Annotated in this window: 18 protein-coding genes, 1 tRNA gene and 2 pseudogenes; 7 read left to right on the top strand and 14 right to left on the bottom strand. The window is 48.4% G+C overall.

The features are described 5' to 3' along the window. Positions 1-33: 33 nt before the first annotated feature. The gene (locus tag LH51_RS08730; RefSeq protein ID WP_036521595.1) at positions 34-1,746 is read right to left on the bottom strand and encodes a diguanylate cyclase; all 1,713 of its coding nucleotides are present in this window, start codon (positions 1,744-1,746) and stop codon (positions 34-36) included. 226 nt (positions 1,747-1,972) lie between these two features. On the opposite strand from LH51_RS08730, the gene LH51_RS08725 reads away from it, so the two are divergent. After that, positions 1,973-2,260, top strand: a complete 288-nt coding sequence (locus LH51_RS08725) for a hypothetical protein (protein ID WP_036521571.1) — start codon at positions 1,973-1,975, stop codon at positions 2,258-2,260. Between the two features lie 58 nt (positions 2,261-2,318). After that, on the top strand, positions 2,319-2,807 hold the full coding sequence (locus LH51_RS08720; protein ID WP_036521568.1) for a hypothetical protein: 489 nt from the start codon (positions 2,319-2,321) through the stop codon (positions 2,805-2,807). A gap of 63 nt (positions 2,808-2,870) precedes the next feature. Here LH51_RS08720 and LH51_RS08715 read toward each other — a convergent pair whose 3' ends face one another. Beyond that, on the bottom strand, positions 2,871-3,389 hold the full coding sequence (locus LH51_RS08715; RefSeq protein ID WP_036521594.1) for a DUF1523 family protein: 519 nt from the start codon (positions 3,387-3,389) through the stop codon (positions 2,871-2,873). Positions 3,390-3,633: 244 nt separating this feature from the next. Here LH51_RS08715 and LH51_RS08710 point away from each other — a divergent pair, with 244 nt between their 5' ends. Further along, positions 3,634-4,317, top strand: a complete 684-nt coding sequence (locus tag LH51_RS08710; RefSeq protein WP_036521565.1) for a pseudouridine synthase — start codon at positions 3,634-3,636, stop codon at positions 4,315-4,317. Between the two features lie 6 nt (positions 4,318-4,323). Here the strand turns inward: LH51_RS08710 and LH51_RS08705 are convergent, their stop codons facing one another. The 5 genes from LH51_RS08705 to LH51_RS24200 form a co-directional block, all read right to left on the bottom strand. Continuing rightward, positions 4,324-4,707 carry a hypothetical protein gene (locus LH51_RS08705; RefSeq protein WP_036521563.1) on the bottom strand — a complete coding sequence of 128 codons (384 nt, stop codon included), beginning with the start codon at positions 4,705-4,707 and terminating at the stop codon, positions 4,324-4,326. 59 nt (positions 4,708-4,766) lie between these two features. Beyond that, on the bottom strand, positions 4,767-5,189 hold the full coding sequence (locus LH51_RS08700) for an ion channel (RefSeq protein ID WP_052063600.1): 423 nt from the start codon (positions 5,187-5,189) through the stop codon (positions 4,767-4,769). 99 nt (positions 5,190-5,288) lie between these two features. After that, positions 5,289-6,686 carry an ATP-grasp domain-containing protein gene (locus LH51_RS08695; protein WP_052063599.1) on the bottom strand — a complete coding sequence of 466 codons (1,398 nt, stop codon included), beginning with the start codon at positions 6,684-6,686 and terminating at the stop codon, positions 5,289-5,291. A 61-nt stretch (positions 6,687-6,747) separates the two neighbouring features. Further along, positions 6,748-7,986: a CocE/NonD family hydrolase C-terminal non-catalytic domain-containing protein gene (locus tag LH51_RS24205; RefSeq protein WP_327124620.1), complete on the bottom strand. Its 1,239-nt coding sequence runs from the start codon at positions 7,984-7,986 to the stop codon at positions 6,748-6,750. Then, positions 7,941-8,657, bottom strand: coding sequence for a CocE/NonD family hydrolase (locus tag LH51_RS24200; protein ID WP_327124618.1), 717 nt, complete (start codon positions 8,655-8,657; stop codon positions 7,941-7,943). Before LH51_RS24200 ends, LH51_RS24205 begins: the two co-directional genes overlap by 46 nt. A gap of 432 nt (positions 8,658-9,089) precedes the next feature. Here LH51_RS24200 and LH51_RS08685 point away from each other — a divergent pair, with 432 nt between their 5' ends. The 4 genes and pseudogenes from LH51_RS08685 to LH51_RS22490 form a co-directional block, all read left to right on the top strand. Further along, positions 9,090-9,371 (top strand): peptidylprolyl isomerase, encoded by a 282-nt coding sequence (locus LH51_RS08685; protein ID WP_036521560.1) that lies wholly within the window; start codon positions 9,090-9,092, stop codon positions 9,369-9,371. 77 nt (positions 9,372-9,448) lie between these two features. Then, positions 9,449-11,176 carry a protein adenylyltransferase SelO gene (locus tag LH51_RS08680; RefSeq protein WP_036521557.1) on the top strand — a complete coding sequence of 576 codons (1,728 nt, stop codon included), beginning with the start codon at positions 9,449-9,451 and terminating at the stop codon, positions 11,174-11,176. 34 nt (positions 11,177-11,210) lie between these two features. Then, positions 11,211-11,777, top strand: coding sequence for an HAD family hydrolase (locus LH51_RS08675; RefSeq protein ID WP_036521555.1), 567 nt, complete (start codon positions 11,211-11,213; stop codon positions 11,775-11,777). Between the two features lie 6 nt (positions 11,778-11,783). Beyond that, positions 11,784-11,882: pseudogene (locus LH51_RS22490) on the top strand (ATP-binding protein); the annotation flags it as partial. On the opposite strand, the gene LH51_RS08670 reads toward LH51_RS22490, so the two are convergent. From LH51_RS08670 to LH51_RS08640, 7 genes and pseudogenes are all read right to left on the bottom strand, one after another. After that, positions 11,871-12,656 (bottom strand): DUF2189 domain-containing protein, encoded by a 786-nt coding sequence (locus LH51_RS08670; RefSeq protein WP_052063597.1) that lies wholly within the window; start codon positions 12,654-12,656, stop codon positions 11,871-11,873. The pseudogene LH51_RS22490 and the gene LH51_RS08670 sit on opposite strands and share 12 nt — an antisense overlap. Before the next feature lie 165 nt (positions 12,657-12,821). Further along, entirely contained in the window at positions 12,822-13,532 is a 711-nt protein-coding gene (locus LH51_RS08665; RefSeq protein ID WP_036521553.1) for a hypothetical protein, read from the bottom strand. A gap of 331 nt (positions 13,533-13,863) precedes the next feature. Continuing rightward, positions 13,864-13,939, bottom strand: a tRNA-Ala gene (locus tag LH51_RS08660). A gap of 98 nt (positions 13,940-14,037) precedes the next feature. After that, positions 14,038-15,543 (bottom strand): glutamate--tRNA ligase, encoded by a 1,506-nt coding sequence (gene gltX / locus LH51_RS08655; protein ID WP_036521551.1) that lies wholly within the window; start codon positions 15,541-15,543, stop codon positions 14,038-14,040. Positions 15,544-15,884: 341 nt separating this feature from the next. Next, a complete protein-coding gene (locus LH51_RS08650) occupies positions 15,885-16,847 on the bottom strand; it encodes an SLAC1 anion channel family protein (protein ID WP_036521548.1) in 963 nt (320 codons plus the stop codon). Between the two features lie 66 nt (positions 16,848-16,913). Next, a pseudogene (locus tag LH51_RS22485) lies at positions 16,914-17,524 on the bottom strand (tellurite resistance TerB family protein). Between the two features lie 223 nt (positions 17,525-17,747). Next, positions 17,748-18,653, bottom strand: coding sequence for an alpha/beta hydrolase (locus LH51_RS08640; RefSeq protein WP_081960742.1), 906 nt, complete (start codon positions 18,651-18,653; stop codon positions 17,748-17,750). Between the last annotated feature and the right edge of the window lie 112 nt (positions 18,654-18,765).

Raw genomic sequence — 18,765 nt, 5'->3', positions numbered from 1 at the left:
TGGCAGTCTCAGGCTTGCAAGCCACTAAACGCTTTACCCCACTCGGTCACGCCCAGATTCCTTAGCTGCATAAAGTGCTTTGTCTGCAAGCATCATCAGTCTGTCCGGGTCATCTGTCTGCTCAGGCCAACTGGCTAAGCCTGCCGAGACAGATACATAGCCACATGACTGACCTTCGTGGTAGATTTCATGCTCCCTTGTCTGAGTTAATAGCAACTGAATTTTATCTTTTGCCTCACAACTATCTGTATTAGGCAGCAGAATCACGAACTCTTCACCACCTAATCGACACACAAGATCCGTGTCTCTGAAGTTCTCTCTTAAAAGATCAGCAAATAGCTTCAGCACGGCATCACCTGCAGGATGGCCGTAGGTATCGTTAAACTGTTTAAAGTAATCCAGGTCACACATCACCAAAGTAAGCGGTAGCTTAGTTCGTAAAGCAGTTGCCGCATGAAAACTGAAAAATTCATCGAAAAAACGGCGGTTCTTTAACCCTGTCAGACTGTCTTCATAGGACAATTTTTCCAGCGCTTCTGTACGCTGTTTAACTTTCAGCTCCAACGACTCATTAAGCACGCGTAACCTGACTTGCAAGTAGCTGAAATACAATACGGATATCAATACTACGGTTGCAGAGAACAGCAGGATACCGTAACTCACAGGCACCCTTCTCCAGTGCAGAAATCCATGCGCGACAGCCATATCTTCAAGCAACAACAGCGCCAGCACGGTATAGGCCACAACAATATACTTATCTACAAACGGCATATGCCAGATATTTTTTACTATCAAAATAAAGGTTATAAACAGGGTGAGTGCAAAAAGCCCATCAAACACCGGATAGGTGATCGACAGATTAATCCAACCCAGCAGCGAAAGCCCAATGGCTATCACAAGGTAAAGAAGATGTAGTTGCCAGATGCGGGTCATCCATTGCCGTGATCTGTTTTGAAACCCGGGCGCCAACAATATCCCCATCGCAACAGGCAGAAAATAGTAGGATCCCGCCGCGAGATATACCCAGAATAACGGAGCATCAAAAAGTAGCTGACGCGCCTGACTTTCACCCAGAAGCATCCCCGCAGAGGCCAGTGAGAATAAACCTATGCTCAACACGCGTCGGCGCTGGCCTTTTAATATGGCCAGGGTGAACGCCAGAAACGCAATCAAAACAGCGGCGATACTGCTAATAAGGCTTTTCAGTGAGTTATTCAGTACCTCCAGCAACAAATCAGCCCGCTCAAACAGACTGACCTCTCCCCAGAGGCCTATATCGGTATAGTCTGAATAGATACGGAAGTAGAGTGTTTGTCCGCCAGCGTCTTTCGGCAGGCTGATCATATGCCAGGGCCAACCCGCAAATTGCCCACGCCCCTGATCATCAAACTCACCAAATTGATAGATGAGTTGATCTTCAAGATAAACCTGTGCAATCAGATCAATACTGTTGATATACACAACCGGATCAAGATAGGCATTCAGATCCGGTAAAACAATGCGGTACCAGACATGCTGATTCCCTGAACGGTCAGGTGGATTAGATGGAAAATCAATGGCATGCCAGTCTGATACGCTCTCAGGCTCAACTGTCCAGACGGGTACGCCTTCTGCCGACACGGGGGAGTCACCCCAGCGATACTCCCAGCCCTGGTCCAGAGAAAACGGTTTTTCATCCGCGAAACTATTCGATCCAAGGAATAGAAGTAAAACAACAATCCAAAACCCACTAAAACGAATAGTCATCAACATAAAACTCGGAAAAGTCAGTATTTTTAATCGTATATACTACACTATAGACACTCGATATTGTTCTGTCTCAGAAGAATGGTCAAAAAACAGTGAACGTGACCCTGATAACCTAGTCTAAGCTGTCGAAGGTTAAGCACCAGGAGGCTGCTGGACTGTCCCTCGCTACGATCGGCTAAGTCCAACAGTCTCCTGGAGAGCCCAACAACAAAGGAGATCTCAAATGAGCAAAAGAGAAGCTTATGAAAAGAAACTGCAATCTCAGTTAGATGAATGGAACGCAGAAATTGACAAACTGAAAGCCAAGGCTAACGCCGCCGAAGCCGACGCTCAGCTTGAGTACCAGAAGCAAATTGAAGAGCTGCGCGCCATGCGGGAGAAGGCTAACAGTAAATTAAAAGAATTACGCGAAGCCAGTGATAGTGCCTGGGAAGACCTCACCGCCGGTATAGACAGTGCCTGGGATTCATTTAGCCATGCGGTTAAGTCAGCCAGATCACGTTTCAAGTAACAGGTTAAAGCACGAGTATAACGCCGTCGTTTTCTAAATCTTAAAGGAATAATGCCATATGAAAAAACAATCAATTATTGCAACATGCATAGTCACAGCTGTTTGCTTCACACCTGCCATTTATGCGCAAACTGAAGCTAATAAAAGCAATCAAGATAATAACGTTACAACTCAGGAAATCCAGGAAGAGACTCAGGAGCTAATCGACACGCTGCAAGAATATTCAGTTGAGCAACGTGATGAAGCGGTTAATGCAACTGAACAAATGCTCAAAACGCTGGATGAGCGAATCGCTACACTTCAAAGTAGCATTGATGAAAACTGGGATGAAATGAGCCAGACAGCACGTCAAGCAACACGTGACAATATGCAAGCATTGCAAGAGCAAAGAAATAAACTATCAGAATGGTATGGTGGCTTAAAAAACAGCACGGATAGCGCCTGGGATCAAATGAAAGCAGGATTTTCAAATGCCTATGGCTCTATGAGTGAGGCATGGGAAAAAGCCATAAATGAATATGACAAGGACGAAAACAAAAGCAATTAAGAAAGTTCTGAATTCAGATAATAACCGCAACACTCATGTGATGGGCCAGGATTGGTTACCCGGCTAGTCACGGTGACGATCAGAAAGCCGTTGTCTAAAGCTGCGTATCTTCCAAACAGCATAACCTATCCCCCATGCCAGAAGGCTCAAGAAAAGGATATTGAAGATCGGCATGTGGCGATAACCTGGCTCAACTTCCCAGACTTTCACCGCATTGGCAAACATAGAAAAGATCGGCAATCGCCAGCCGTAATGACGAACAGCAACGAGGTTCTCCTCATTTTGGGCAATGGAACGAGCACGGGTATGTAAATTGGAACTGTCGAATTTTCCGTAAATAAAAGCATCCTCATTTCGGTAATTTTTAGGCTTACCCTCCGATGTTTCAGTAAGGATATAATAAACATCAGTCGTGTGGATGGATGCATCAGAGCCTTCAGTTGTTGCGTTTTCTTTGGTATCAACACGTTTTACATCGGTTCCGACAATACGTACCACATCTACCTGTGGCAAGGCATAATGTAGCGCTGCCGCAAAGGTGATGACCACTATACCGATCAATATATATGCGATTTTTCTCATTGCTCGCTTCCTTTTCAAAGCATTGTCGTACCACTTATTCTGGTAGTCTTGGCATGCTGACCCAGATTGAACTCGCTTTCGCCTAATGTATCTTAAACCCTACACGGCAAACGACTCCAGCGAAAGAGCCGTAAACAGTTTCTGGCTACTGCTTTTCTGATGTATTTGCCGCCCTGCACCTTATACTGGATGATATAGCCTTCCTTGATAGCAAACGACCCTCTCAAATTGTGAGTGATTGTTAATGGCAGCAGCCTCAAATCGTCTTGATCGTTTTTTAGCACGCACTTTGCAGCGATCGCTGAAGCAAATACGGCTCGATCTCGCTAAAGGACGGGTAAAAGTCGACAGTGCGCTATGCGATGAACCCGCTCGGCTGGTGCATCAATTTACCAGAATAGTTTACGATGGCCAGGTGCTGCAGAACAACCAGCCGGTTTACATTCTGTTACACAAACCGGTTGGTGTGGTGTGTGCAACTAAAGATGCAGAGCATAAAACTGTCATCGATTTAATTGATCACCCTCAAAGAGATGAGCTGCATATCGTCGGTCGACTGGACTTGAACAGCTCCGGACTGGTATTACTTACCAACGACGGGCGCTGGTCGAGCGTGCTAACAGATCCTGAGCAGAAGGTACCCAAGGTCTATAACGTTGAAGTTGAGCACCCTCTTACGGCCAGCTACATTACGGCCTTTGCTGAGGGTATGTATTTTGAATATGAAAACCACACCACAGCGCCTGCGTTGTTAAAAATTCTGTCAACCCACACCGCGCAGGTGGTGCTGACTGAAGGCAAATACCACCAAATAAAACGCATGTTTGGACGTTTTCGTAATCCGGTACTTAAGCTGCATCGCGTTGCCATAGGTGATTACCACTTGCCGTCTGATTTAAAGGTTGGCGAGTGGCGACTGGTGTCATGAGTTGGTTTAATCCGGTTGCACATCTGTCCAGCTCCAGCCTTCATTAATAATCACCTCATGAAAGGCTTCTTTTTGTTCAAACTCAGAAATATCATGTTGGGGTGTGTCAGCTCTGCTATTTATATAACGGTAGACACCGCTTCGAAAATAGGAAAGCTGGAAATTAATTGTCCGGTCGTCTTTAACCAGCTCCCACGAGGTGACGCTCTGTAGAGCTTCATCCAGAATTGCCAGCTGTAGCCCCAACGAGAACTCCTTCTCTAGACTGTGGAAACAATCCAGCAAAGGATAAGCAAAGCGTTGCTCCGCGCATTCCAAAATATCTCTGGTGTTATCCCGAAGAAATGCCGCCAGATCATGAAGGGTATCTTCTTGCTGAAATCTCTCCAATAACGTCAGCGTACTTCCGCCGAGAAGGTAGATCGAATAGGCCGCTTTCCTGCGGGATGTTATGCCCCCACCATCGGTATAGCATAAGTAATAATGAGCGTAACCAAGATCAATCCGTTAAAGGCCGCCACGCTGGTCAACAGCCGAACGAAATCATTGCCCGCCTTATAATCACCTATGCCAAGCGTAGACAAGGTCATACCCGTATAGTAAAGGTACTGCACCACGCTGGCCGGGGTTCCCGTGTTAGACTCAACAACGCCACCGACGCCCAGCAGAAGCAAAAACCAGCCAAGCCATAATCCGGCTAACCAAATAAAACCAACCGCTATCAAAGTAACCGGTCCGGCGAGCACCAGAACTTCACGGTTGCCAGAACACCGATAAAAAAACAGAAACAGACCTTTTAGAGCGTGAACCAGATGACGCGAAAGAGGCCCGCTTCCTTTCGTTGTGATCGTCGTCCATATGACATCCAGCATTATTACCAGTATCAATAGCGTTGCCAACAGACTAAGAATTACTGATACTACCAACCGGACACCCCCGCTCAACTTTCAGGCAAACACCGTCAGATTCCATCAGTTTGCCGAAGGTCGGTCGGTAGCCAGATGCTCTAAATCCGTGTCATACGCCGTGATAGCGCCAGTTTTAGGGCGTGCCAGCGAAGCCTCCAGGGTCTCGAACTCAAACAGTAAACTCTCCGAAGCTTCGCGGTATTTTTGCTCCAGTTCCTCGCGACTCTGAGCAGCAATCAGCATGTCGGCTATCACAAAGCTATAAGGATCCTGATCACGCAGATCCGCCAACTGCTCTCCTTCTTGTATCCGCAAATAGATTCGGGTATCCGGTTGCACATTTTGCTGGAAAGCTGTGATTTCTTCCTCAGTCGGCACGCGTGTTGCCACCCTATTCTCGCGGCTGTAACGGCGATGAAGAAACTTAGCTGCACACTTATATCGACCGCTGACCTGGTCAAAACGCGGGCGCTCTCCCAAGGCGACTTGAACAGCCACTTCATGATTAGACAAGCCTTTTACCTGCTCAAACTGATAGGAATGCGACTGTGAAATACGCGGATTAATCTCAACAATCCATAGCTTTTCAGTCTCGTCATCCCAAAAATACTCTATATTGAAGCAACCGGAATCGAAGCCGATATGCTCCATTAGCTGACAACTCACACTGGTCGCCAGCTTCTGCACTGTATCAGGCGCACAGCTCGGATATTCATAGCGTTCAAAGCTCTTCCCGTTTGAGCCGATGACCATATCAATCATGCCGTGAACGTGGCACTTACCACTTTGGACATAACCTTCTGGTGCAAGCTCCCAACCACGTACATACTGCTCAGCAATCATAAAATTGCCGCTTATCTCGCGTAGCTCATCGGGTAATTCGATACGTCGCAGAATGTCGTCAAAGGGGTCACCCAGCAAGCCAATGGTCCTTCGGGTTACCTCAATCGCCTCGTTAAACTCCTGCTCATTGGTAATATGAAAGCCGAGCATGGAGCTGTAGCCTTTGATAGGCTTTAACCAAAACGGAAAGGCGACAGTGATCTTTTCCATGGCCTTGTCATCAAACGGATCCACGGCACAAAAATCCGGCGTGTGTTCAGGCACAAGACGGCGTTGCTCCAAACGGCTCCAATATTTATGCGAGCACTTAACCACCGCTTCCAACGTTGGCCCCGGAATCTGGTACTCATCACACAAAATCGCATGCAGCGCCGCGCCCGGAAAATCCCAGTGGCAGACGATGCCATCAACGCTATCGTATTGATCCAACACTATGCGCGCGTTGCTGAGCATGGCTTCTATATCGTAACCATCCTGGTTCGCGACTTCATCGGAATGCAGCAACGCGTGGATATTGATGTGTTCAATATCCCGGATGTCCTCAACATCAGGCTGATGCTTGAGATCGTACCCGAGCACAAAAACATTCTTTCTCGGTATCTCTTCTGGGCGTGGCATAAATATTCCTCTGTTCCTGGTTTTGTCCTGCCGGGTGCGAGTCTGCTCCGGCAATGATGTCTTAAAGGTTGTCTCTGGGCAGCGTTTTATCCCAGTTCTTCGAGTAAATGCGATGAGATCCCTCATAGGCATCCAACCGGGCGTGCACGTGAAACTCGGTTTCCGTGCAGGTCAAAAACGTGCGGGTCTCGACCTGAATATCCCATTCCTGTTCGCGCTTTAGCGCCCATTGGGTATGAGTTTCACCCCGCACAGAGGTAAAATCATCTTCTCGAAAGCTGTACCACTCTCGGGTAAAGCGCGAAAACTCGGTACCCGTTTCAGGGATCAGACAACTGCCCTGATTATTGGTCACGGTCAGGGTGGAGGTGTTTGCTGCCATGTCTTTGTGTACTACCCAGTTATGCTCCCCTGGGGCTGTACTGATCATCTCCAAAGGCTTACCGATCACAGGTTCTTCGAAGGGTCGCAGCTCATCGTCTTCCGCTCGAGGTTTGCGAAGAGGCAACACCAGTGCACATTGCGCCGGATAAATTGTTAACTTCACCGGTTCGGGTGGAGCCCAGGCCACAGGCCAGTATGAGGTAGAAACAGACACGCGGATCACATTGCCGACAGGTAAACGCTGGGCGATACCGTTTAGTGGAATCTCAACCCGGTAACGCCGATGGGGTTCGAGTGGCTGAGGTTCGGCGCTACCATCCCGATGGGTCAGATTCAGCAAGCCATAGGTTATCCGGGTCGACTTGCCGCAGGGTTGGACGTCAGACAAACGCACAGCGACCATAGCCTGAGGTTTATCGACGGATAACTCCAGCTCGAGTAATGGCCGTCCGGCTATTTCGATAGATTTCTCCAAGGGGTCGCTGCTAAATATCAGTGCCCCCCCGTCGTCCTCCCGCTGGTCACCAGGCAAATCCGGGGCGGCAGAGTAAGAGCACCACTTGCCGGCGGAGAGACCGACGCTCAGGGGTGATTGCACCACCTGTTCTTCAAGCCCGCGGCGTTCGCACTCCGGAGTATTCTCATCCGATGGCAAGCGGATGTGACCGCGGGTCATGGGACAGCGAGTGTCTTTAATGTTGTTCGACGGCCAGCCTGGCTCGCTGATCCAGCGCCCTGGGCGCTCCTCGTACGAGAAGTACGGCGGCACGCTGTCTTGTGACCAGGCGCGAAAAGCTGGCTCGTCCATGATTCCCGTATCTTTACCTTTCAGCCAGTAATCCCACCAACGCAAGGCTTCTTGCAAAAAGCCTATGGGTGGACCAGGAATTCCCTTGTGTGGTAGAGATGTCCCCAAGGGCCTATCAGGCCTTTGCATGGCACCTCTAAATTCTCCAGCAGGCGAAACACTGAGTTGGTAAAGCCGTCAGCCCAGCCGCCAATGGCATAAACCGGACACTGAATAGCGGCGAAATCTTCGCAGACTGAGGCAGTTGACCAATAGGCGCTGCGGTGCTGATGCTCTAGCCACTTGATGATCCATGGATCATTTTCTTGCAAGCGCTCCAGCCACATATCTCGCCATTTATCGCCAACCACAGCCGGATCAGGCGGCAGGCTGTTGAAAGCAAACATCACGGTCGCTTCGGAAAGGTTATCGCCCAAAAGGCACCCTCCCATGTAATGCATATTGTTATCGTAGAGGTCATCGCTGAAGCAGTCGCTGATGATAGCTTTAAGCGCCGGCGGACGCCGTGCAGCCACCTGCAGGCTATTAAACCCACCCCAGGAGATGCCCATCATGCCTACCTTGCCATCACACCATTGCTGTTCAGCAATCCAGGCAATAACCTTCACAGCATCCAACTGCTCCATCTGAGTGTATTCGTCAAGCAACAGACCTTCCGAGTCACCACTGCCGCGCATATCAACTCGCAGGCAGACGTATCCATGACCAGCCAGATAATTGAAGTTTTCTGTATCTCGGCTACGGGTTAAATCCCGCTTACGATAAGGAAGGTATTCCATGATTGCGGGTACCGGATCGTTTTCGGCTCCCTCAGGCAGCCAGATCTTTGCTGCCAGTTGGTTCCATCGTCCATGCTAATAAACCTATTCTCAATAATGCGTACCTTGCAAGGGCAGGCTTCCACCGTTCTCATACCATCTCCATACCGGTTGTCACCCTGCGACAAATGGTTCTTCCTGTTACATCAAAGGAACTGCGCGAGTGTATAACCTGAGGCTAACATCACTAAGATGAAGGCTTCTGTGTGGCAGCGTACGCTGGGTGATCCGTAAACCCGATCATGAACGTTTCAACCTGGACAACTGTAGCGACAGTCAACAAGAGGAATAGATGGAGGAAAAGGCCGCGGGGAGATGTCTACTGGGAGCTTTTAAAAATTGTATGCTACCATTGCGGTTTACTAAATTTTGATAATAAGTGAGAGTAATAGCATGGCAAAAGCTGCAGCACGTCACATCCTGGTTGAAGACGAAGCAACCTGTAACGAACTTAAAGCAAAAATTACCGCTGGTGAAGATTTTGCTGCTCTGGCGCAACAGCACTCCAAATGTCCATCAGGCCGTAATGGTGGTGACTTGGGTACCTTCGGTCCGGGTCAGATGGTTCCTGAGTTTGACAAGGTTGTGTTCAGCGCTCCGGTCAACGAAGTGCAAGGCCCGGTTAAAACACAGTTTGGCTACCATTTACTGGAAGTGACTGAGCGTACTGAGTAAGCCAGGCATCAGCGGAATCATGCCCTTTCTTATTCAGGTCAAATGCTCCGCAATAGAACCCTGCGGAGCATAATGCTATGACAAAGCCAGGTAAACAGGAAATCTCAGCCAGTATTACAACGCTCGATACGCTTGCAAGCTGTGCGAGCTATTCACTCATAGACTGCCTCAATTGCGATCCTGATGCGACTGAAGATGGCGTTGATTACGCCCCACGGCAAGTGTTCATGGGCCACTTCGTCCCAGTTAAGCCAACCCCCATCCAGGATCCTGAATACATCACTCACAGCCACGGCTTTTTCGCTGAACTGGGCCTGGCTGACAACCTGGCGCAATCGAACGATTTTATGCGTGTATTCTCCGGCGATCTTAGCGCAGCACCAGAACCTATGCGAAAAGTCGGCTGGGCCTGTGGCTATGCACTTTCGATCTTCGGCACCGAATACACCCGGCAATGCCCATTTCAAACCGGCAACGGCTATGGTGATGGTCGAGCTGTTTCCATCCTTGAAGCCGTTATTAAAGAACAACGCTGGGAAATGCAGCTTAAAGGGGGTGGTCGAACACCCTACTGCCGAGGCGCCGACGGTCGGGCGGTTCTGCGTTCCAGCGTTCGAGAATTCCTCGCACAAGAGCATATGCACGCGCTGGGAGTACCGACATCACGATCGCTGAGTTTGTATGTATCCAAAACTGAAAAAGTACAACGCCCCTGGTACTCACCTGGCTCTTACGCTAAAGACCCAGACCGCTACTTTTTAGAGCCAGTGGCTATCTCAACACGCGTTGCGCCGTCCTTTATCCGCGTGGGTCAACTGGAACTCTTCGCTCGTCGTGCCCGAAATAACGCTCATCCGCGCGCAATGGAGGAGCTGGAAAAGCTGGTCTTACACTTAATTGATCGAGAATATGCACAGGACATCAACACGACACTGTCACTTGAGGAAAAAGTGGTTGGGCTGGCAAGAGAATTCTGTGGCCGACTGACCTCTCTGGTGGCTAACTGGATTCGCGTTGGATACTGCCAGGGCAACTTCAATAGTGACAACTGCGCGGCCGGTGGCTTCACCCTCGACTACGGTCCCTTTGGTTTCTGTGACGTTTTCGATCCCTATTTCCAACCCTGGACAGCTGGTGGACAGCATTTCGCATTCCTGAATCAGCCCATCGCGGCAGAGCGCAACTTCCAGATGTTTTGCACCGCTTTACGCCCCTTAGTATCAGCGCATCCAGCCTATGCGCAACAGCTCGACACAATACAAACTGAGTTTCCTAAGGTGATGCAGGCCGAAATGGAAACAATGTGGGCCGCCAAATTAGGGCTTGAAGAATTCAACGCCGAATTATTCAACGCACTGATCAGCTTACTGATGCAATCACCGGTGGATTACACCCTTTTCTTCCGCGAGCTGTCGACGCTACCCAAGGATATCGAGCCTCTCACAAAAAGCTTTTACGCAGAGTTGAGCCCTGTAACAGATGATAAAGGATTACAAACCCGCTGGGCAGAATGGCTGATACAGTGGAAATCACTGATCACCTCAGGCTCCACACCCCCCTCTACTGAAAAGATTTCTGCACAAATGCAACGCGTAAACCCAAAATACACTATGCGAGAAGCCTATGTCGTGCCGGCCTATCAGCAGGCAGGCACGGGCGACTATGCGCTCATTAAAGAACTACAAACCATGTTAACACAGCCCTATGCCGAGCAATCAAAAGAGGTCGAGACACACTATTACCAGCGTAATCCATCAGAGTTGTTTGGCATGGGAGGATTTTCCCATTACAGTTGCTCATCGTAACTAGAGGACGCAGGATGAAACACATTCGGGGGTAATTTTCGATCTGGATGGCACCCTGGTGACCTCATCTCTGGACTTTGTGGCAATCAAGCAAGAAATTTGCTGTCCCGCTAACGCGGATGTCTTATCTTTTTTGCAATCCTTGCCCGATGAGCAACAGCATGCAGCGTTAGACGTAATTCATCGCCACGAACTGCTCGATGCCCAAACTAGTGACTGGATGCCGGGTGCTCGTGCCTTCGTCGACAGATGTATAGAAGATGCTATACCCATGGCGATCGTGACTCGAAATTCACTGCAGTCCTCTCGAGTGAAAATTGAGCGGAACGCAATTCCCATTGACCGACTCATTACGCGAGAAAACTCCAAACCTAAGCCTGATCCAAGCGCTCTGCTGCATATCGCAAGTGAGTTTGGATTACCTACACACGCCATATTAATGGTGGGTGATTACCGCTACGACCTGGAAGCCGGTAGGAATGCAAAGATGCCATCCTGTCTGATTCACTACACAACATTACCCGATTACTCTCATCTGGCTGACTACAGCTTCCAGCACTTTGGCTTGCTGCAGCAAGCCATGTTTGAATTTCAGGTATAAAAACAGAATGATATGATTGGCGATGCCATGCTGGCGGATGCCTTACTGGACCGGCTTGAGCACAATGCTTACAAGATCAACCTCCGGGACAGCTCATTGTTTTAATACATTACCAGGCCACTGCTCTGCATCGATGGTTTCTCTGTAGGCATGCCATGAGGCATGACCCAAGACAGGCATAATCACTATAAGAGCGACCCACGCTGTTAGCGCAGCAATCATGATTAAGCAGGATATCATTACAGCCCAAAGCATCAGTGGGTATTTATTTCGTATGACCGCGTTCACACTCGTGACAACCGCAGTAACCGCATCGGCCTGACGGTCAATCAGCATTGGCAATGAAAAGGCACTGACTGCGAACACGACCAAACAAAAAAGAGCACCAACAGATATACCTGCAACCAAAAAAACGGCCAATTGACTAAAGCTTGGATTAGCGACTTCCGGGAAAAAAATGTACATGGTGTTTGCCGCGCGCGCCCATACAAGTAATACAATCACTAGTATCACCGCAAAGATCATAGCCGATCCTATTACGCCGCCTGCATCTCTTATTGATAGCCTTAAGGATACTTTCTCACCTCTTTCTAAGCGTAAGCTGATAGCGTAAAGCGTTAAAGCCAGCCAGGGTCCAGCAAAAACAAAGCCACTAACAAGTCCAAGGTAAAGACCAATACTACCAAATTGCATAGTAGCAAGAGTCATTACCCAACTGAGTAAAACTGTTAAAAAGCCATACACCAAACTTTGTCGAGGTGCTGCACGTAAATCATCAACCCCCTTTTGCAGCCAACGAAGCGGAGCGTCATCGCTTACTTTTCTGCAGGGTGCAGCAAATGGCAGTTCGGATGGATCTATATGTTTATTATTATTCACGTTCAATCCCTCTTAAACAGACTGCATCACACCGGGTTTTGTGGAGACAGTTCGCTTTAAGTCAGGCCGCTAGAGCCTGACCCGTTTGTTGCTGATATGTTACTGATAATAGTTTGCCTCAGCTTCTGCTACAGGTATATACCAATTAATCCCTGCAGCCGCTGATTAGACTTGCCCGTCACCCTCTTCCTCTTCAAAGTGAACCTCACCTTCAAATTGGTCCATTTCTTTAATCTCTTCCAGCCAAAAGCTGGAGCTGGTCAGCAGGTATGTTCGGGAGTCGTCTGTTTTCGACAACTCTTCTAATAACCAAACAATGCCTTCAGCTTCCGAGAATGCCGCACCGGCAATCTGATCAGAATAGAGTCGATTGAGCGTGGCATTTTCATCAATCCCCTTTGCTATTAACCTAACGATAGCTGTTTTCGGGGCATCGTCAAAGATAGTTAAATCATCGCTGTCTTTTGCTGTCACTTTGAGTGTAAGTTGCACGCCAGTGGGTTGCGGAAAAATGCCGTTATAGGCTGACCGTAATAAACCATAGGCATTAAAAAGACGATGGTGAAAGCGCACATCTGAAAACCGCTCCCACATTTTTTCGTCTGCTAATTCGTGCGACAACTGCTCAATTTTTCCTTCACTGAGCTCCTCATCAAAGAATAGAAAACTAAGCAACACATTCGCAGCCTCAGCATGATCAAGCTCATTTAATGACATATAACACATGTCCGTTATGTCTTGTTCGCTTAAATCCTCTAAGCCCTCATCCAAGCCCATTTCAGCTAACAGGGCCTTATAATTAGCCGTTGACCAGGCACCAGGTATTTCATTGATGGATTTATAATCAATAATTTGAGCGGTAAAATTCTTCGTCATGTGACACCTGTACTCAGTTAAGTTGCGTGAACCTTAGGCATATCAAACCAAAAGAGAGGCAACAGGCTTTCTTGAGTTTGTCTCTTGAGCATAGCATTAATACACACGAACAAGCCTTAACAGAAAATAGCCGCATGTCATGAATGAGGTAAAAACGTCGTGGGAGGGCAAAACGAGCGTAATAAGTGCCCGATGGTTTACGGTAAGTGTGAGGTATGTGCATGATCAGTGCTCCGACTTTAAGCCGGTGGTGTCACCCCTTGGTGTCACCTGCACTTCTTTTCACTTTTAACGATCTGTAAACAACTGATTTTAAAAGTAAAAAAATGATTGGTGGAGTCTAGGGGGATCGAACCCCTGACCTCGACGCTGCCAGCGTCGCGCTCTCCCAGCTGAGCTAAGACCCCATGTCGGTAGGACGGGGCGTATCATAAGATTGCCGCCGCCCTATGTCAACAGGCTTTTGCAGAATTTTCATCTGCTTAGGGTATTTCACCCGCTTAAATCACTCCGTTGCACCTGTATTATTGTTTTCCAGTGCCGCAAACTCCTTTTCCCAACGCTTGGCTTCTTTCTTTGACGGGCTACCCAACTGATCCAGGGCGAAGCGTACACGGGCACGACTCATATCGGGTCCGAGAATCTGCATGGAATCAATCACGGAGACGCTCTGCGCGGTGCCGGAAATAGCAACAAACAGCGGGAACAGAAAATCACGAATTTTATAACCCATGTTTTCAGACAGGTTTTTCATCCCGGCAAACAGAGCATCCTTGTGCCAATCATTCTGCTTATCCAGGTACCAGGAGGCAAACTGCAGAATACGGCGACAATCTTCTTGCGTCAGGGATTTGTGTGCGAAGCTTTCAGCATTCACCGGCAACATGCCGGATAAGAAAAAGCCGGCCAAGGGCGCCACATCGGAGAATTTCTCCACCCGCTGCTGAATCAATGGCACGATCTGCATCAGGTATTCCGGGTTCAACGCCCATTTCTGGAACTCGGCGGCAAATTCATTGACTGACAGTTCTTCACGTATCCACACGCCATTCAACCAGCTGAGTTTTTCCTGATCAAATACTGGCCCACCCAGCGACACACGCGTTAGATCAAAATGACTGAACATCTCTTCACGGTTGAACTTCTCGCGCTCATCCGGCATGGACCAGCCCATGCGGCCAAGATAATTCAATAGCGCTTCCGGCAGATAACCCATACGCTGATAGTAGAGAATACTGGTTGGATTTTTGCGTTTGGACAGCTTGGACTTGTCAGGATTACGCAGCAGTGGCATATGGCACAACTGCGGCATTTCCCAGCCAAAATACTGATACAGCAGCTTGTGCTTAGGAGCGGAGTTGATCCACTCTTCACCACGAATAACATGGGTGATCTGCATCAGGTGATCATCAACGATGTTAGCCAAATGGTAGGTTGGCATACCATCTGATTTCAGCAGTATCTGGGCATCCACCTGCCCCCAGTCCAGTTCCATCGGGCCACGCAGCATATCATCGATGACACAAATGCCTGTTTCGGGTACCCGCATTCTGACCACATAGGGCATGCCAGCGTCACGACGCCTTTCCGCTTCATCAGCAGGCAGTTCCAGATCACCCTGCTTTAAGGCGGTGTGCTCACCACTGGCTCGACGTGACTCGCGCAGTTCATTCAACTCATCAGGGGTACGAAAACACAGAAAGGCATGTCCCTCTTCCATCAGACGCATGGCGTAGTCTTTATAGATGTGCTTGCGCTCACTCTGACGATAAGGACCATGTGGACCACCCACATCCGGACCCTCATCCCATTCCAAGCCTAGCCAGCGCAGTGAGTCGAGGATAGCCTGTTCCGATTCAGCAGTACTGCGGGTCTGATCTGTATCTTCAATACGCAGGATAAACTGTCCGCCATGCTGACGAGCAAAAGCCAGGTTAAACAAAGCGATATAAGCGGTTCCAACGTGGGGATCACCCGTAGGTGATGGTGCGACCCGGGTACGAACTGTCATAAAATACGGTCTCTGCGGCTGGTTAACTAAAAACGTCATTATAGCCCGACAGCGGAGCTTGGGCTACGCCGAAACTTTGAACCAGAACAAAGCATTTTCACGAAATCTTGCACCATCAGTGCGCATAAAATTCACAAAGTGTTTTTCATAACAGTCACAAAAAATATTTATATTATTGTTTTTAATGAAATTTATAAAACTGGCACGCGCTATGCTTTAGTATAAATAAGATTTGCCGAACCAACAGGCTAAGCAAATCACCTTTTTTCGCACTCGAGGGGCACTGCGAGACCGCCGCATCTTAGGATGCGGCGTTTTTTTTTGCCTTTTTCAAGCCAGCTTCAGCCTTCAGGCTGAAACAGTTTCCCACTTATCACACCTTGAAGGGTCCTGAGCAGTAACAGGCCAATTAACAAGGTAACAAATCCCAGCGACACGTAAGACAACAGCAGAAAAAACCAACCACCCTGTTTCTCAAGCATCATCTGCGTAGCAATGGAGAACGCGGCCAAGGGAAACGAGTAGGCCCACCAGGATAGGAAGAACGGGATCTTGGTAAAGTAGCGCACCTGTACTAACAGCAACATCACCAGAAACAACGCACTGAAGTAGAGGATTCGCGCAAAACTATCCAACACCCCACCCTGCAATTGCATATATGCGATAAAGCCCACGGCAGGAGGCGCTATCAGAATGAACAATGTGGGTAACAGCTTTTGTGGTATCGGGTCATGAAAAATGATGCGGTTAAATATTAACACCTTAAGCACAATCCAATAGACCAGCCCGATGGAAAAGAAAAACCAGCTTGCTTCGGTATAACCATGTTGCACCCCGGCAATCGGCACCAGAATATTTCCCACCACCGGAATAAACCACGCCGGAGTACTGTGCTGAATGGTGAAGTTTGTCTGATGCATCCACTGGGTAATCACATACAGACTAAACAGCAAATGCAGGCTCGCCCCAAGCAACCAAACCACTTCGGATACAGCCATTGAAACTGGCAGCAAAGCCGTTGCCAGTAAAATCAGGCTAATAGAAAATGTGGGAAAGAAGCTGATTTTAATTGGGTGACTGATCTCAGCCTTAACCGCTTCAGGGAACCGAAGCAGTTTGGTCAGATATAAAGCACTGATGACCAGGAACAACCCCACCGAAAACAGCAGTAATAATTGGCTGATCCAGTCAGGCATCTGCAGCACCAGATGAGAACGGTGCCAACTTAGTGTTAACCCACCCAGCCCCATGATCATCGCGAACAAGGTCACTGGAAAATGCTGAAGAAAACTCTGCTTCTCCACCTGAACACCCCCGTTAATTAGAAAAAACTAATATTAACACAATGTTCAGGTGGCAGGTACAGTGTTTTAACCCTCAATAACCTGATGATCCAGATGCGCGACTAAATCGGCTGGTAAATTTAACCGATGGGCCAGGGCTTGCAGATAAACCCTCTCAGCAGGGTGATCGCCATCAGCAACCAAACGTGATACTAAATACACCTCTGAAGCCTGTTCAACCCCCTGGACACCCGCCGTTAAATTCTCAAGGCTAGGGGGGTCCTCAAGGTATCAAATACGAACGCCTTGCTTTCAGAATCGAGCGCCAGCTTTTCCACATGCTCAAAAATCAAACTCTGCTCGGTGGCATCAATATGACCATCGGCATTTGCCGCTGCAATCATTGCCGTAACAAGAGTCAGGGCAAAGTTGTTAGAGCTGCCCTGGTCAACGGGTGCTGGTAAAAAGCGAGGATCAACCTGACTCAAATCCTGTTGAGTGGCTACAGGTGCGGTAGATACCTGTTTACCCTCCTGCCAGTTTTGATAAGCCTTAAACGCCAGTGCACCAGCCGCCGCCGCACCGCCATACCCTACCAGCCCGCCTGCCATTTTGCGGGCTTTTTTGTTGCCTACCAATAGTCCAAGCAATCCACCAGCGACAGCACCACCCGTAAAGTTTCCACCCGGAATATTCATTCCGGAGCCCTTGGACTGCGACTTTTGCTGATCACCACTAGCGGCTGAACTTCCCATAAACTGCTCAAGAAATTTTGAGGCATTTATCATGCTATCTGACTCCTGGATATAAAATTATTGTTTTACTGCAAGCCTGAAAATACAAAATTCATCTGATCATCGATGAAATGACAACGAGAACAGACTGGAGTTTCACTTTATCAATAAATCAAGTAGCTATTAATTACTGATATATTGAATGCTTAGCCATAAAGGCATCAGCCGCACGCATGGCACTGCCTCTGAAAATAAAACTGGTCATATGTCCACGCAATCCAAGCCAATACAGCTCTGTATCAATATGATGCGCCAACAGCGCTTGATGATAGTCAACAGCATGATCCGTGGAGACTAAACGATCCAGGCACCCATGAAACAAAAAAGTGGGTGGTGTGCCCTGATGTACGTGTTCAATCGGCGAAGCCAGTTGGTAGACATCAGGCAAATCCTTGCGTATTCCTCCTAAAAAATCTTCAATTAAACGCCCACTATCCCATTTCTGCAGGTCGCTCGGGGTACCTCCAGCAATCACAACATCCGGTCGCGTTAGCGGCCCTCCATAGGGTACATCCAGCGAGGAGCCCTGATTGGCCACGGAAGCCATTAAACTCACAAGATGTGCACCAGAAGAAAAACCCAAAGCCACAACAGGTGACTGCTCAGCGTTCCAGACTGAGCGTTGAGCATGAATCCAATGCATAGCCTGCTGGATATCATGGAGTTGCGCTGGAAACTGGTATTCCGGTGCAAACCGGTAAGCTATATTGACTGTGATGAACCCTCTTTTGGCCCAATAGCTTGCCAAAGACTGCATATCCTCAAGCGATCGCCGTTGCCAGCCACCGCCATGAACAAGCAGCATGATGGGTAATCCTTGCAGTTCTGGTGCTGGATGGATGATCTGCGCTTCTAATGCCTGGGGCCAACCCTCTGGAGAATAAACGGTTTGCGTTGTGCGCCAGTCTTTTTCATTAAACGGCTCACTCCGCAGGCTGTCTTGATTATTCATCACGCTATGTTCATAAATCGAATGGCACGCTGACAGCATCAACAAAAACACCCCTGGCAATATTAACGATAGTCGTTTCATAGTAGCTCACATAACTTTTAACAGTTTATACGAGACTATACAGATTTGGGGTATACGGATTATATGGTTGATAAAATGCCAAAGATGGAAAGAAGAAAATCTTTCTCAGCGG

The sequence above is a fragment of the Nitrincola sp. A-D6 genome, assembly GCF_000764495.1.
Taxonomy (GTDB): domain Bacteria; phylum Pseudomonadota; class Gammaproteobacteria; order Pseudomonadales; family Balneatricaceae; genus Nitrincola.
This window is presented reverse-complemented; position numbering and strand designations above follow the sequence as displayed.

Bases quoted from the DNA above. Each gene is read 5' to 3' on its own strand.
- LH51_RS08730 (WP_036521595.1), bottom strand. From the start codon at position 1,746: ATGACTATTCGTTTTAGTGGGTTTTGGATTGTTGTTTTACTTCTATTC.
- LH51_RS08725 (WP_036521571.1), top strand. From the start codon at position 1,973: ATGAGCAAAAGAGAAGCTTATGAAAAGAAACTGCAATCTCAGTTAGAT.
- LH51_RS08720 (WP_036521568.1), top strand. From the start codon at position 2,319: ATGAAAAAACAATCAATTATTGCAACATGCATAGTCACAGCTGTTTGC.
- LH51_RS08715 (WP_036521594.1), bottom strand. From the start codon at position 3,389: ATGAGAAAAATCGCATATATATTGATCGGTATAGTGGTCATCACCTTT.
- LH51_RS08710 (WP_036521565.1), top strand. From the start codon at position 3,634: ATGGCAGCAGCCTCAAATCGTCTTGATCGTTTTTTAGCACGCACTTTG.
- LH51_RS08700 (WP_052063600.1), bottom strand. From the start codon at position 5,189: ATGCTGGATGTCATATGGACGACGATCACAACGAAAGGAAGCGGGCCT.
- LH51_RS08695 (WP_052063599.1), bottom strand. From the start codon at position 6,686: ATGCCACGCCCAGAAGAGATACCGAGAAAGAATGTTTTTGTGCTCGGG.
- LH51_RS24200 (WP_327124618.1), bottom strand. From the start codon at position 8,657: ATGGAATACCTTCCTTATCGTAAGCGGGATTTAACCCGTAGCCGAGAT.
- LH51_RS08685 (WP_036521560.1), top strand. From the start codon at position 9,090: ATGGCAAAAGCTGCAGCACGTCACATCCTGGTTGAAGACGAAGCAACC.
- LH51_RS08680 (WP_036521557.1), top strand. From the start codon at position 9,449: ATGACAAAGCCAGGTAAACAGGAAATCTCAGCCAGTATTACAACGCTC.
- LH51_RS08665 (WP_036521553.1), bottom strand. From the start codon at position 13,532: ATGACGAAGAATTTTACCGCTCAAATTATTGATTATAAATCCATCAAT.
- gltX (WP_036521551.1), bottom strand. From the start codon at position 15,543: ATGACAGTTCGTACCCGGGTCGCACCATCACCTACGGGTGATCCCCAC.
- LH51_RS08640 (WP_081960742.1), bottom strand. From the start codon at position 18,653: ATGAAACGACTATCGTTAATATTGCCAGGGGTGTTTTTGTTGATGCTG.